The sequence below is a fragment of the Flavobacterium gossypii genome (assembly GCF_014138495.1).
In the GTDB taxonomy this organism is placed as follows: Bacteria; Bacteroidota; Bacteroidia; order Flavobacteriales; family Flavobacteriaceae; genus Flavobacterium; species Flavobacterium endophyticum.
Genome location: NZ_JACJIS010000002.1, coordinates 639450 through 652765, shown reverse-complemented (window position 1 = coordinate 652765; position 13316 = coordinate 639450). Strand labels below are relative to the sequence as shown.

At 40.0% G+C, this 13316-nt stretch carries 14 protein-coding genes; 9 read left to right on the top strand and 5 right to left on the bottom strand.

Features of this window, described 5'->3' with window-relative positions:
- Nucleotides 1-252: 252 nt before the first annotated feature.
- The 4 genes from GGR22_RS12715 to GGR22_RS12700 all read left to right on the top strand — a co-directional run bounded on the left by GGR22_RS12715 (nucleotide 253) and on the right by GGR22_RS12700 (nucleotide 2731).
- Nucleotides 253-966, top strand: coding sequence for a LexA family transcriptional regulator (locus tag GGR22_RS12715; RefSeq protein ID WP_121377423.1), 714 nt, complete (start codon nucleotides 253-255; stop codon nucleotides 964-966).
- Nucleotides 967-1154: 188 nt separating this feature from the next.
- Entirely contained in the window at nucleotides 1155-1592 is a 438-nt protein-coding gene (locus tag GGR22_RS12710; protein WP_121377422.1) for a hypothetical protein, read from the top strand.
- Nucleotides 1593-1655: 63 nt separating this feature from the next.
- Complete coding sequence (locus tag GGR22_RS12705) at nucleotides 1656-2102, top strand: response regulator (protein ID WP_182493972.1); 447 nt, start codon at nucleotides 1656-1658, stop codon at nucleotides 2100-2102.
- A gap of 119 nt (nucleotides 2103-2221) precedes the next feature.
- On the top strand, nucleotides 2222-2731 hold the full coding sequence (locus GGR22_RS12700; RefSeq protein ID WP_121377420.1) for a hypothetical protein: 510 nt from the start codon (nucleotides 2222-2224) through the stop codon (nucleotides 2729-2731).
- Nucleotides 2732-2747: 16 nt separating this feature from the next.
- Here the strand turns inward: GGR22_RS12700 and GGR22_RS12695 are convergent, their stop codons facing one another.
- Nucleotides 2748-3665: a phytanoyl-CoA dioxygenase family protein gene (locus tag GGR22_RS12695; RefSeq protein WP_182493971.1), complete on the bottom strand. Its 918-nt coding sequence runs from the start codon at nucleotides 3663-3665 to the stop codon at nucleotides 2748-2750.
- 299 nt (nucleotides 3666-3964) lie between these two features.
- Here GGR22_RS12695 and GGR22_RS12690 point away from each other — a divergent pair, with 299 nt between their 5' ends.
- Nucleotides 3965-7120: a T9SS type A sorting domain-containing protein gene (locus GGR22_RS12690; RefSeq protein WP_182493970.1), complete on the top strand. Its 3156-nt coding sequence runs from the start codon at nucleotides 3965-3967 to the stop codon at nucleotides 7118-7120.
- Nucleotides 7121-7248: 128 nt separating this feature from the next.
- On the top strand, nucleotides 7249-8763 hold the full coding sequence (locus tag GGR22_RS12685) for a tetratricopeptide repeat protein (RefSeq protein ID WP_182493969.1): 1515 nt from the start codon (nucleotides 7249-7251) through the stop codon (nucleotides 8761-8763).
- A gap of 80 nt (nucleotides 8764-8843) precedes the next feature.
- Here the strand turns inward: GGR22_RS12685 and GGR22_RS12680 are convergent, their stop codons facing one another.
- Nucleotides 8844-9446: an FMN-dependent NADH-azoreductase gene (locus GGR22_RS12680; RefSeq protein WP_182493968.1), complete on the bottom strand. Its 603-nt coding sequence runs from the start codon at nucleotides 9444-9446 to the stop codon at nucleotides 8844-8846.
- Between the two features lie 111 nt (nucleotides 9447-9557).
- Between GGR22_RS12680 and GGR22_RS12675 the strand changes: the two genes are divergently transcribed.
- Complete coding sequence (locus GGR22_RS12675; RefSeq protein WP_121377415.1) at nucleotides 9558-9905, top strand: winged helix-turn-helix transcriptional regulator; 348 nt, start codon at nucleotides 9558-9560, stop codon at nucleotides 9903-9905.
- 63 nt (nucleotides 9906-9968) lie between these two features.
- Here the strand turns inward: GGR22_RS12675 and GGR22_RS12670 are convergent, their stop codons facing one another.
- From GGR22_RS12670 to GGR22_RS12660, 3 genes are read right to left on the bottom strand one after another with little or no spacing between them, the layout of a single operon-like run.
- Nucleotides 9969-10328 carry a cupin domain-containing protein gene (locus tag GGR22_RS12670; protein WP_182493967.1) on the bottom strand — a complete coding sequence of 120 codons (360 nt, stop codon included), beginning with the start codon at nucleotides 10326-10328 and terminating at the stop codon, nucleotides 9969-9971.
- Complete coding sequence (locus tag GGR22_RS12665) at nucleotides 10328-10954, bottom strand: alpha/beta hydrolase (protein ID WP_182493966.1); 627 nt, start codon at nucleotides 10952-10954, stop codon at nucleotides 10328-10330. Before GGR22_RS12665 ends, GGR22_RS12670 begins: the two co-directional genes overlap by 1 nt.
- A gap of 6 nt (nucleotides 10955-10960) precedes the next feature.
- Nucleotides 10961-11899, bottom strand: coding sequence for a ring-cleaving dioxygenase (locus GGR22_RS12660; RefSeq protein ID WP_182493965.1), 939 nt, complete (start codon nucleotides 11897-11899; stop codon nucleotides 10961-10963).
- A gap of 364 nt (nucleotides 11900-12263) precedes the next feature.
- On the opposite strand from GGR22_RS12660, the gene GGR22_RS12655 reads away from it, so the two are divergent.
- On the top strand, nucleotides 12264-12674 hold the full coding sequence (locus GGR22_RS12655; RefSeq protein WP_182493964.1) for a hypothetical protein: 411 nt from the start codon (nucleotides 12264-12266) through the stop codon (nucleotides 12672-12674).
- Nucleotides 12675-12699: 25 nt separating this feature from the next.
- Entirely contained in the window at nucleotides 12700-13266 is a 567-nt protein-coding gene (locus GGR22_RS12650) for a hypothetical protein (protein ID WP_121377410.1), read from the top strand.
- Nucleotides 13267-13316 lie beyond the last annotated feature (50 nt).

Genomic DNA, 13316 nt, shown 5'->3' with positions numbered 1-13316 from the left:
TTTGTTTTCGAATTGTTATTAATCTTTAAAACGTAATAATTCATCCCCAAATTTCCAAAAGCGCGCCCTCATAGATTCATCCTGTGATATGACTTTATGCTTGGTGTTTAAAAAATACCACGAGTCCTTGTGAATATTTTTTAAAAAAATGCTTTATGAATAGATTGTGCAGTCAGTTTCATAAAGTGGATTTTTAACGGAATTCATAATTTAATTTTATCTTATGATAAAGTTACAATACATTTTGCGAATATGCAAGAAAATAAATCACAAAACGCGATTAGCGTTATCGAAAGATTGAAGAAAGCGCTGAAAATCAAGACAGATATTGAATTATCTGAATTTTTGAATATTAAGCCGAATACCATTTCTACATGGAAAAAAAGGAATAGCGTAGATTTTGATTCGATAATCACAATTTGCGAGCTATACGAACTCGACCTGAACGAGATATTCTTAAACAAGAAAAAAGCTGGTTCTTTTACTAATCACACTCCTCTTATTTCTCGCGAAGTACAATTTCAATATGCAAAAGGAAACGATGTGGTCTCTTTACTCGATATTCTCCCGAAATACAGTTTTCCTTTTATTATAGAAGAAGACTCCAGAGTGTTTCAAGTGGTAAGCAATAACATGTTTCCAGTCATAGATGAAAACTCATTCGTGATTTGTGAAAGAATCGATGTTGATAGAATTGAAAACGACTCTATAATCGTTGTAATCAGCCGAGAAAAAGGACTGTTTATTAACCGTGTGGCCAAAAGCATTTATGATGATCATATTTTTGTGCTGAGCAATGAAAATGATTTTTACAGCAGCGTCAAATTAAGCGTTGTCGAAATCGCAGAAGCCTGGGTAGTTAGAGGTGTCTTGTCTTATGATGTGAATAATGCGAATAAGTTCAAGTTTATGAACGAAAGCATCAAAAGGATAAACAAGTTCCTAGACGACACTAAAGTCAAATAATACTTTTTTAAAATATAAGATTAGCAACTGATTGGCAGAGTACTTGGATGATAAGTGTTCTGCCTGTTTGGTTGCATAGGTAGCTGAATTTCTGCAAAGCTGACCTAATAAATAAAATTACCTTAAAATTATGTAACGATTTTAGAATTAGATATAAATAATTTTGTGTCCTATAAGCAATAGGAATTATGAAATTACTTTGTTTCTTACTACTCCTTTTTTGCTCCAAAAGTTTTTCGCAAACTTTTGGAAAGACTCCTATTGCTATCTATCCGTCTCCCATAGAAGAAAAGGACATGTCCTATTATAAATGGTATACCCATCCGGAAGAAGAAAACATCTATATCATTAACTTCGAGCGTGACATTAACGGATTTATTACGGCCTTTAAGGAAGTAAGACGATTACTTTCCGAAAACAACCTCAAGTTTGAAGAAACCATCAGCGATATGTCTTCATTCCATCCGAGCCTGCAGTCCGAACACAGTTACGAAGAACTGCACAATTCCGTAAAAGAAGAAAAGTCAAAAATTTTCATGACTTGGAATTCAGGAAGGGACTTTCTAACGCTTTTTTTAAAGCATGATATCTATATGCTGATAGTAGGCAATAAAAAGACAGAATGAGATTCTTTATTCCGCAATTTTGACAAATGACACTCAAACCAAAAACTAATATCTAAAATTCATATGGATTCATCTGCTATGACTATTTTTCTTGTCGATGACGATCAAGACGACCAGCAGCTCTTTGAAGAAGTCGTAAAGGAAATCAAAGCTTCCAATAAGCTCTTGATGTTCAAGAATGCCGTAGAGCTGATGGAACATCTCAATCAAGAAAATATAGTGCTGCCGCATATCATATTCTTAGACCTGAACATGCCTTTTGTTTCGGGATCCGAATGCTTGAAAGAAATAAGAAGCAACCCTAGGTTTATGGATGTGTCTGTAGCCATATACTCCACGTCGTCTTTAGAAAAAGATATAGAAGAGACATTTATTAACGGGGCAAATATCTATATCACAAAACCCAACGACTATGCCGCCTTGAAAAAGACAATAAGAAACGTCCTGAATATTAATTGGCATTACCATAAATCAGGACTCGACAGGAAAACTTTCTTCTATAATGTCTGATTTATAAAGAGCTTGGGAGAAAGGGGATGCTGATGAATAAAAAATTCAAAATAAGTAATAAACGATAAAAAAAGGATATTCTTTTTGCAATATCTTTGCACTATTCAATAGCAATTTCTATGAAAACGTTTCTATCATCTGCCGTATTTTTCATCTGCACCGTTACAATGGCGCAAGATGTAGCTTTTATAAGCGCTATTTCCAGGACAGATAAAGGAAATGCGCGCCAGGCTTCCGATAAGATTGCCTCGCTGACAACGCTTTCCTATAGATTCTATAAGGTCATGGAGAAAGCCGCCGATTCCAGCTATACGATTATTTATGCCCCGGCTGCTATCTCTGATGCAGACCTCGAGAGCAAAAGCGAGTGGGACGAATGCCTATATGTCGACTTCAAATTGCAAAACAAGCTAGAAACAAAAGCCTTGAAATTCCAAGCCATCAGAGGAAAATACCTCGATATCTTTCCGGCTTGGAAAAAATATTTCAAGCAGAAAGCACACATCGAATATACGATTACAGATCCGACTACTCGTGAAATAGTCGACACCCATTACGGCTATCGCTTTATTCTTAAAGAAGGCGATAACGCAAGAATCCCAAGATGGAGTATAATCAATAAGTCTTAATTTTCGCGACAGGCGGCTAAATCCATTCTGGAGAAGCATAATAATCATCAGGCAGATACGTGAGATACTGTACCATACGCGGATGCGATCCATGATTGGGCATAGCGCAATGCGGCAGCGTATTTTGCCAGATGATAAAGTCGCCTGCATTGGCCGCTATCGGCATAGGTTGTAGTGTCTTGATTGCCTTTTCTCTCGGATGTTCCCCTTCTTCTAATCCTTCCAGCCACAAATCAATCGAATTATGGAATCCTGGTACACAGTGAAATGCGCCATCTTGCGGGCCGCAGTCCGTTAAGTATAAAAGTCCTTGCATCGCAAAAGGTATTGGCTGTTTCAAGCTCACGTCCCAATGGAGCGGACTTCCCCTAAAACGGAAATGTTCCGTCTCAGGCGGATTAAAACTTACCTTGTCTATGGTAGGATAGATCTTCGACGTTTTATAAAGCTGTTCGTACGCTTTTCGTATGCGAATAGAACCCCTGTTTTTGTTTAAAGTCTCATGATCTGAAAAACTGAGCATCAGTCCTTTTTGTTCTGCATGCCTGTTATACCAGGTTTCTTTGTCATTCGGATCCATTCCTAAAAAATTCCAAATAGCCTCTTCTGTTGCTTTACAGTCTTGTTTTGAAATTACTTCTCTTACGATAACATACCCGTTTTTATCCCAAAACTCAAGATCTTCTGGTAGAAGTACGTCATCTTCACATTCACTTGCAACAGCTTCAGCTTCTCTTTTTCGACTATGTATCCAAGTCTTGAAAGCTTCAAAATCAGGTTTTTCAAAATAAAGAAATTGGAGGGCGTCTTCCATGCTGATACCGAGCCGGTAGAGCGTTTCGATTTCTTTGTCCCAAGAAGTTGTATCCGAATTTACAGTTACGTGCGAACTTACTGTTCGTTGCCAGAGTTTCTCAAGAAGAGACCAAGCCATAGTTTTTATATCAAAGTTGCATCAAAAATAGCGAATAATGACAAAGAGGGTATCAAAAACAATCTCTTATTTCATTAACCATTATTTCCTATAAGATTCATTCGTTGTTCTTTAGAATGTGCGCTGTTTCCTCAATTTTTCAATGAGTTACAATTTAAATGTCAACACTTTTGTCAACGCGGTTTTTTATGTTCTTGGATGAATATGAAGTAGTTTTGATAAAGAAAGTTATTCTTTTATGAAATTCTTTCAATCAATTAAGAATACAATTATTAATGTCTAATCCTTAAAAAACAGGTATGAAAAATAATTACAAATATCTAAGGCTCATTGTTGTGATATTAGGTTGTGGTTTCTGCGGCCCGGCCTTTTCTCAAACAATACTTGGTACGGAGGCCCAAAAATTTCACGGCTATGAATTATCCCAAAAAGAAGGGATATTGTCAAAACTGAAAAATGTCAAAGAGGGACAAAATAGCCAGTTAGAAAGGAAGTCTTTGATTGGTACAGACTTAAATGAAGGAGATGCGGCACGAGAAGTCACTCCTTCAAATTATGGTTTTAAAGCCACTATCTTAAGCGGCAGAAGCGTCCCTTTTTCAAGCACCAATGATGCAGCAGGAAATGTCTATATAACAGGAACAAGCTCGAATAGCATTTCGGCTGAAGCAAACTTTGTAACCATAAAAGTCGATGCCAACGGAAACAGAGTGTGGGAAAAACGTCAAGAAGGAACATTATATGCAGCAGAGATAGGAACTAAAATTGCCCTTGATGCAACAGGAAATCCAATTGCAACAGGAATTAAATGGAACGGAAATGATATGGATATTCGAACTGTAAAATACGATGCCACTTCAGGAAATGTAACTTGGGAAAGAGTTTTTGATGGAGGCAACGAAGGACTGGATGTGCCGACAGCCATGACAATCGACGGAAACGGAAATATATTTATTGTCGGAGTCGCCTATGCCGGAACAAGCATACGCTATGTGACCTTGAAATACGATGCAGCCGGAACGCTCCTTTGGTCGGTTATTGACAGCAACGAAGTCGAAGAATCATGGAATGAGCCGACTTCAGTAGCTGTAGACAACGTAGGCAATATAGCCGTAACTGGATTTGGTACGAATGCGGACTATTGGCAGACCTACTATACGATCAAATATGCAAGCAATGGGAATGTGTTATGGAAACAAAACTACACGTATACAGATAGCTCCGATTCGAATGATCCCGATAGTCCTTTGCAAGATACGAACTCAATTGCGCGCGATGTTACGTTTGATGCTGATGGTAATTGCTACGTAACCGGAACCCTAAATACTTTTATGAGCAAGGCAGGAACAGTAAAATATAATGCTTCCGGACAACAGCAATGGCTAAAAATATTCAGAAGCGGTACAGATTTTACCAATGCTTATGATATTATAGTGACCCCAAATGCTAAGATCTATGTCGGAGGAAAACATCTTGGCGATTGGGTTGATGACGGCTTTTTCCTGATCTCTTATAATCCAGATGGTACAGAAAATTGGACAAGAGAAACCAACAATCTTATCGAAATAAAAGATGCCCACCTGACTTTAGATGCTGCAAACCTTCCTGTTATTGCAGGTCGAGGTTTAGACGAAAACTTTGCCGACAACAAATTTGTAGCTCACAAATATAATGTTGATGGTTCATTAGCTGGAGAAACAAGTTTTGTCAAGCCATTTTCTCCAACAGAATCGACTTCTGAGTTTATTGGAGTTGGAGTAACAAGTTCAAACAACCTGATGCCGGTTTTTACTACAGACCTTTCTGCCGAAGGAACCGTTTTTGAAACTCTAAAACTCTCTTTTACTGCGACAGCCACTCAGCCTGTGTGGAGAAATATTTATAGCAGTGATGCCTTTGCTTCGCAAGCTTTATCGGCAGTACATGATGACGATAATAATTCCTATGTTGCCGGAGTTTTCAGCACAGTGAGCGGCGATAGAGGCATATCCAACTATTACGTAAAAAAATATTCTCCGACCGGAAACCTAGAGTGGGAAAAAGTGTTCAATCCTTCCAACGGAAATGAAAGTAACGGAATTAAAATACTGGCAAATTCAAATGGGGAACTAATGGTCTACTTGATCCCATCTGAGGATGCGGCCTATCCTTTAAAAGTGAAAAAATTCACGTCGGACGGTACTTTGCTTTGGGATTTTTCTAAAAACGTTTTTGGCTCCAAACTATATGCGTTTTTTCTAGATGATTCTGGAAATGCATACATCAGCGGAAAAGCAAAAGAAAACGATTCCGATATTTTCGGAGTATTTACAACCATCAAAATATCCAATACAGGAAGCGAAGTGTGGACTGACTTTGCTACGTCTCCAAATCCAGATGACAATATCTACACTATTGAATCCGGAAAAGCAGATGCAGATGGTAATATATATTTAGTTGGAGCGTCAGGATTTGGCGGTATGATAGTCCAAGACACCAATCTTGCCGTATTAAAATATGCTGCCAATGGAACATTGCAATGGTTCAATAATTATGACATCGCAGGCCATTTTTCAGTGGGAAGCGATTTGATTTTTGATCAAGATGGCAGCCTTTATGTGAATGGTGCCGCACAATCAGAAACAGAATATAATGAGAAATCATTAGTGGCAAAGATAAATCCTGCCGGTGCTCTTCAATGGTCATCACTCTATGAAGAGCCAGGAAGACACATACGTTCCTATGCCGTAAAACAATTGAGTACGGGAGACTTGATCCTCGTTTCGTTTAGCGTAATTTATGGCGTAAACAATAAGATCGTACTTCAAAAATACGATGAAAGCGGAAACAGAATCTGGGTACGAGAAACCGAACTAAACCATTTTTATAGAGACATTTACGTTGACGCCTCAGATGATATTTTTATGTTGAGCCAGATATATACAAGCTCATTCCCGTATAGGCTAAACTACAGTACGAGTGCTTATTACATTGGCTCTCTGATTAAAGTTGATCCTACCGGAAACGGAACAGAAGAGCTTTTAGTAGGTCCAGAACTGTCTGCCTTTAATCCTGTGAGCTTGTTGCCGCTTCCAGACGGAAGATTAATGATGCCGGGAACCTTAGAAAACGAAATGTTTTTGTTTCAAGGAACCTATTTTTTCCAAACAGACCATAATTCTTTAGGAACAGGCGAACACCCAAATCCAGAAATTAAATCCAATTGGCTGGGACAAAACTATCCGAATCCAGTCATCGGAAAAACAGAAATACCTTTCTATATCGAAAATGCAGGAGAAGTGAAAATCAAGCTCTATGACAGTACAGGAAAATACATTATGGATGTTGCTGACGATGTTTTCCCGCAAGGATACAACACTGTTGAGGTAAATGTATCGGGCCTGAACCAAGCCATTTATTTTTACCAATTGGTTGCCGACAATTTTAAGCAAGCCCGAAAAATGATTATCAAATAATAGAAAATAGTTAGTTCGTTTGACAATTGCCAAGAAATCTCCTGTCCTGCAGTAATGCATGGCAGGAATTTCTATAGTATTTAAGACAAAACATTCTTATTTTTGATAAACCGCTACCACTATATAAAATGCTGAAAAACAAGATTGCCGCTTTATTTCTTTTGTTTTTGCTGCTAGGATTGGCCAGTTGCAACTCTACTACTTCCTCTGAAGTAAAAGAAACTGCGCTTACATCCAAAGACTCCCTTTCTAAAAATACAGAAGACAGAAGCATCGATTCGCTAAACGAATCCGCAATCAACGAATGGAGAATAGGAAACTATCAAAAAGCATTAGACTATATAACAAAAGCCTATAAGAAGGCAAAAGCGACAAATGACGAAGAAGAGCTGGCAAAAGTCCTAAACACGCTCGGACTCGTGCACTGGAGGCTTGAAAACAATGCCGATGCCATGGAATGTTATACCGAATCTGGAAAGATTGCCGAAAAACGAAACATGCACAGGTTATTAGGGCTCACCCATACCAACAGAGGATTGATCCTGAAAGAACAGCACAATTTCGAAAAAGCATTCTTTCACAACAACAAGGCCATCGAGATTTTTAAAACGTACGGATATTATAGAGACTTGGCCATTGCGCTCAATAATCAAGGGCAGATATTCAAGAACAAAGGAATGATAGACTCTGCCAGAGTATATTACTTGAGGGCTTTGGAGAACTACAAGAAAGTAAACTACAAAGACGGTGCTGCGGCGAGCTATTACAATCTTTCCGATATCTATCTCCGACAAGGGGCAGAAAAACAATCGCTTGATGCCGTGCAAAAAAGCCTCAAGTTAAGCCTAGAGATCCAAAGTAAGGTGCATATCACAGAAGCCTACCAAAAGATGTCCGAAGTTTACGAGCACTTTCACCAGCCCGATTCAGCCTTAAAATACTTTAAAATTTACAACGACTTGAACAAAGCCATACTCGTTGCCAATCAATCCAACATATTAGCCAGATACCAAGCCGACATGGGGAGCGAGGTCAAGAACCTCCAGATTAGGAATCTTGAAAAAGAACAAGAACTAGCAGAAAACAGGATATGGTTTATTGGAACGGGAATCATAATCGTATTGCTTATCGTAGCCTTTTTTGTCTACAGATACCTCTCAAAAATCCGATACAATAAAAGAAAGCTGGAAATGGAGCTTTCTAACTCTAAAAAAATACTAGACGTAAAAGAACAAGAACTAAAAGCCTACATAATCGATCTGACCAAGAAAAGTGTAGCTATCAGCAAACTCCAAGAAGAAGTCTCAAAAGGACTGCAGCCACACAACAAAAACGACTCAGAAGTAGCCCAATTATTAGAACAAAAAATATTGACAGAAGAAGACTGGGAAACATTCAAGATCAAGTTCAAATCCATATACCCCGCTTTTTTCTCCCGAATCAAGCAATTTAAAATAACGCTGACAGAAGCAGAAATTCGCCTGATTGTCTTGCTCTATCTAGATCTATCAGGAAAAGAAATGGCGAAAATATTAGGCATTTCGCCCCAAAGCGTTAGAGTAGGGAAGATGAGGCTGAAGAAAAAGCTCAAAAATGAAGGCTATGAAAGCGTAGAAGACTTTCTGCCAATGGTCATAAAATAACAACATCGTTTCAAGAATCAATCAAAATTAAAAAGAACGGCTTTTGGCCGTTCTTTTTCTTTAAAGGCCTGATTGCCCAGTTAGCTTATTAGAATACCATCGACTGCCTTCTCAAGAGCCGTATCTTGAATAGTCGGAATCATAGTCCCTTCTACGCGGTAGACCGTAATGTCGGTCATGCCCAAAAAGCCCAAAGCAGATCTCAGATACGGAACAGCAAAGTCATACGATGCCATCGGACCATCAGAATAGATGCCTCCAGATGCCATCGCGACATACACTTTTTTGCCTTTTACCAGGCCTTCGGGACCATTTTCATCATACTTGAAAGTCACTCCAGCTCTGGCAATATGGTCGATCCATGCCTTTAGGCTCGAAGGAATCCCGAAATTAAAAAGCGGCGTGCCAATGATAATGATGTCTGCGTCGGTGATTTCCTGAATGGCTTCGTCAGAAGGGCGTATGGCTTCCTTGTTTTGAGCCGACCTGTTTTCTTCAGGCGTAAAAAAGGAAGCGATGTGCATTTCATCAAGATGCGGGAACCGGTCTTTCAGAAGATCATGCTCCTTCACCTGGCTGTCCGGATAAGCAGCTTGTAGTTTTTCAATAATCGCATTGCCGAGCTTTATGCTCATAGACGCGTCGCCTCTCGGGCTCGAAATAATGTGCAGTATTTTTTTCATCTTTTTTCTATTTCTATGAGGCCAAAGTTATTTATCTTTGCTATGCAAAAGATAGCAGTATCCTAAAGGATAGTACTATCTTTTGGGATAGTAACAGACAAACAGCAACTTATGGAAATAGAACATACCCCAGAAGCCTGTACTAAAAGCCTTATGGCCGTTAGGGATACTTTAGATGTACTTAACGGAAAGTGGAAGCTTCCTATCATAATTGCTCTTGACTCTGGCCCTAAAAGATTCAACGAGCTGGAAAGAATGATAACAGGAATAACGCCGAAATTGCTCTCAAAAGAATTAAGAGATCTAGAAGCCAACGAATTCATCACGCGCACGGTGTATCCGACAACTCCGGTCAAGATCGAGTATGCCTTGACAGGGTATAGCGGCACGCTTTCAAGAGTCATCGCAGAAATGAGAGACTGGGGAATCCAGCACAGAAAGAAAATTACAGGCAGGTAAGCCTTTCTACCTTATACAAAAGTGCCTATTGTTTCCGCTCTTGGAAACAATAGGCACTTTGCATTAGTCCAGTGTTATAAATAAAGAAGACCTAATCTGAGGCGTCAGGTTTTTAGTCTTGTGTCCTTTTCCAGTAACATCTTCAACCAAAAGCACCTGTCCCGATTCAAAAACTCGCTTGTCTCCAAGCGAAGTCTCGATTTCAATGCTCCCGTCCAACAGCACGATATACTGCCTGGCCGGAGCCGTATGGAAATCATAATCATAGCTTGCCGCTACTTTCCGGAACACTACCGTTCCCGCTTTCTGTGCCTCCGATAAAAAGCCTATCGTGCCCTTTTCTTGCAAGGGGACGCTGACGTCTTCAAATCGGCTGTCGCCCTTTTCATCAGCATACAGGCGCGTAATCACAAAATCTTCCATTAGTTAAAGTGCTTGCCGAGCCATTCTGCAGCAAGATCCAGATCCTGCTGCGTAAGGTTGTGGCTCGTGTTCAATTCAAAATGTGCAGTGTCAAATCCTGCTTTGGTCAATACCTCCAGATAATTTTCTGTAGCGTTTGGGTCTACCGTAGGGTCGTTTTTTCCAGAACTCAAAAAGACAGGCACCCTGCTTTTAGCAGCTGCGGGAAGGGTGTCTTTAAAAGGCAGCATAGGCCTAAAAAGAATAGCTCCGGCTAAAAAATCAGGTTCCAAGAATAACGAAGCGCCTGCAATATTAGCCCCGTTCGAATAGCCGAGCGCGATAATCTTAGAAAGATCAAAACCCTCTTTCTCCGAAATTTCCTTTATAAAAGCAATCATTTCGTGCATCCTGAATTCCAAGTCTTTCTCATCAAAGATGCCCATCCCGAGCCTCCTGAAAAAACGCGGCATGCCGTTTTCCAACACATTGCCGCGAAGGCTCAAGATATTAAAATCGGTACCCAAGCTTTCCGCTATCGGAATCAAGTCGTGCTCGTTGCCGCCCGTACCATGCAAAAGCAGCAGCGTTGCCGCCTGCGACTTCTGTGACGGCCTGTATATATAATGCAAAGGCTGAAAATCCATAGTTTCTTAATTTATTTTTACTAAATGTGCTTCAATCTGGTCGCGGCGTGATTCATACTGCGGTGGCAGTTTCAAATCCTTTCCTAGGTTTTCTAATGTCTCGTCGATGGTAAACCCTGGATTGTCTGTCGCGATTTCAAACAATACCCCTCCCGGCTCCCTAAAGTAGAGCGAATGGAAATACTGCCTGTCGATCTGCGGCGTGATGCTTAACCCTCGTTTTTCAATCTTGTCGCGGAAATGCATCAAGATTTCATCGTTTTTAACCCTAAACGCCACGTGGTGTACGCTTCCGTTGGCTACATGGCCTCTTTTCTCGTCGGCTAATTCTACCAAGTCCACGATTGCGGCACCTTCAACAGCATCGGTAGCATAGCGATAGCGGTTTGCTTCCTGCTCAATCAGCTTGTAATCAAATACTTCGGTAAGGATGGCGGCCGTAGGCTTGATGCTGTTCAAGGTCAAGGTAATATGGTGAAAGCCTTTTGTAGCAACGTCTGCCTTTACTTCGTCGGTTTCCCACGCCTTTCTGTGGTCTGGCGTTTTAGATTCGATCAATTCTAATTTCAATCCGTCGGGATCTAAGAAAGTAAGGTACTTTTCTCCGAATTTTACAGACGGCTTGTTGTAGATCACGTTGTACTCTTCAAAACGCTTCACCCAAAAATCCAAGCTTCCTTCGGGTACAGAATAGCCGATTTCGGTAGCCATTCCAGAACCTTTTCGGCCTTGCTGTATGCCTTCGCCCCAAGGGAAAAAAGTAAGTATCGTTCCCGCGCTTCCCACTTCATCGCCAAAATAAAAGTGATACGTGCCTGGATCGTCAAAGTTGACTGTCTTTTTGATGAATCGCAATCCCAAGACTTTAGAATAAAAATCAAAGTTACGTTTGGCATCTCCGGCAATCGCCGTAATATGATGTATGCCTAAAATTTTATTTTCCATGTGTTTTATGTGTTTGATTAGATATGCTTGTTAATTTATAGTACAAATTTACGGCAGATCTAAAACGCAGGCATTGAACTAGGACAAGAAAATAAAATCGGCTCTTTCACGAAGCTTTTTTCTTGCCAAAAAGAATTCTTTTTAATTTTTTTCAAACTTTTCACGCCCATTACGGAAAACCGTAAGGAAAGCCTTTTCGTCCTTTTTATATTTGAAAGGAAAGCCAACGATATATCCTTATCTGCTTTTTCGCATATTTTTTTGGATAGTGATCCGCATTCAATTTCATCATTTACCACGTAATGAAATCAGGCTGCTGGAGTTCTTAAATGATCGGCATGTTATAATCTAATGACACTAATATATGATCAAGAATCCCCCTTGCGCTCTTGTGTATATGGCCCTGCTGCTGTTTGTCCTTTGGGGCTGCGAAGAAGAGAAGCACATCGTTACCTACAATAACCTTGATTTATCAGAGCTCAAAGACCATGAGCATCTTTCCAAAGATTCCATCATCTGCTATATTATTTCCCAACACCAAGAAGTGCCGCATACTGCAGACTCAGCAGACTACGAATCGCACTATGACGTAGTCGGTTCAGACAAAGAAGGCAACATGGTAACGGGCTATGCCGATATTGAAGGAAAGCATGGAAAAGGCGCCATCGAAGACGAGATGGGCAATGAGATTGAGGTCGATGTCGAATGGATCGGGAAGGATCGGCTGGCAGCCAAAGATCAAGAAGGCAATAATTGGGAACTGGTAGTTGAATAAATAATAAATAGTTAAAAAGGAAAAGATGATAATTAAAAAAGAAGACCTAAAAGAAAACAAGGATTTTAACCTTGAGGAGCACAGTCCGTTTATGATCTTGGATACGAAACATTTCCAATATTTTAGCGATGTAGAGAAGTTCGGATATTCTGTCGAGGTACTGAACGTGATTAATTCTATTACTTGGATCAATAAGCTATACAGAGACCTAAAATCGGATCTGCATATAGAAACCGAGATTTTTTATGAGATCATAGACTGTGTCTTGAACGGCAGGCATTTTAATGACACCCAATTAGAAAGGTATTATGCTGCCCAGCAGAAACTAGAACACTTCTCGAGCATAACGCACAAGCTGACCGATACGGACAACAATTTTGACGTGCCGTTTATCATCGATTTCATCATCTTGGGCACGAATCTGGAACGATACGACAGCCTTAACGAAGACAAGAGAGGAGAGCTTCATGATGAGTACGCGGCCTTGTTCTGCCAGATACGCACACAAGAAATCGAAATCGAAGATTTTCTATTGCAAGCCAAGGCGCTCGTTTTTAGCGTAAACGAAATAGAACTCGAAAACATCATCTAGATGTTGTTTTTATCAAATTGGTTATAAAAAAAGGGAGCTGCAATCGCAGC

Coding starts and splice junctions, on each gene's coding strand:
- GGR22_RS12715 (WP_121377423.1), top strand. CDS start 253: ATGCAAGAAAATAAATCACAAAACGCGATTAGCGTTATCGAAAGATTG.
- GGR22_RS12710 (WP_121377422.1), top strand. CDS start 1,155: ATGAAATTACTTTGTTTCTTACTACTCCTTTTTTGCTCCAAAAGTTTT.
- GGR22_RS12705 (WP_182493972.1), top strand. CDS start 1,656: ATGGATTCATCTGCTATGACTATTTTTCTTGTCGATGACGATCAAGAC.
- GGR22_RS12700 (WP_121377420.1), top strand. CDS start 2,222: ATGAAAACGTTTCTATCATCTGCCGTATTTTTCATCTGCACCGTTACA.
- GGR22_RS12695 (WP_182493971.1), bottom strand. CDS start 3,665: ATGGCTTGGTCTCTTCTTGAGAAACTCTGGCAACGAACAGTAAGTTCG.
- GGR22_RS12690 (WP_182493970.1), top strand. CDS start 3,965: ATGAAAAATAATTACAAATATCTAAGGCTCATTGTTGTGATATTAGGT.
- GGR22_RS12685 (WP_182493969.1), top strand. CDS start 7,249: ATGCTGAAAAACAAGATTGCCGCTTTATTTCTTTTGTTTTTGCTGCTA.
- GGR22_RS12680 (WP_182493968.1), bottom strand. CDS start 9,446: ATGAAAAAAATACTGCACATTATTTCGAGCCCGAGAGGCGACGCGTCT.
- GGR22_RS12675 (WP_121377415.1), top strand. CDS start 9,558: ATGGAAATAGAACATACCCCAGAAGCCTGTACTAAAAGCCTTATGGCC.
- GGR22_RS12670 (WP_182493967.1), bottom strand. CDS start 10,328: ATGGAAGATTTTGTGATTACGCGCCTGTATGCTGATGAAAAGGGCGAC.
- GGR22_RS12665 (WP_182493966.1), bottom strand. CDS start 10,954: ATGGATTTTCAGCCTTTGCATTATATATACAGGCCGTCACAGAAGTCG.
- GGR22_RS12660 (WP_182493965.1), bottom strand. CDS start 11,899: ATGGAAAATAAAATTTTAGGCATACATCATATTACGGCGATTGCCGGA.
- GGR22_RS12655 (WP_182493964.1), top strand. CDS start 12,264: ATGATCAAGAATCCCCCTTGCGCTCTTGTGTATATGGCCCTGCTGCTG.
- GGR22_RS12650 (WP_121377410.1), top strand. CDS start 12,700: ATGATAATTAAAAAAGAAGACCTAAAAGAAAACAAGGATTTTAACCTT.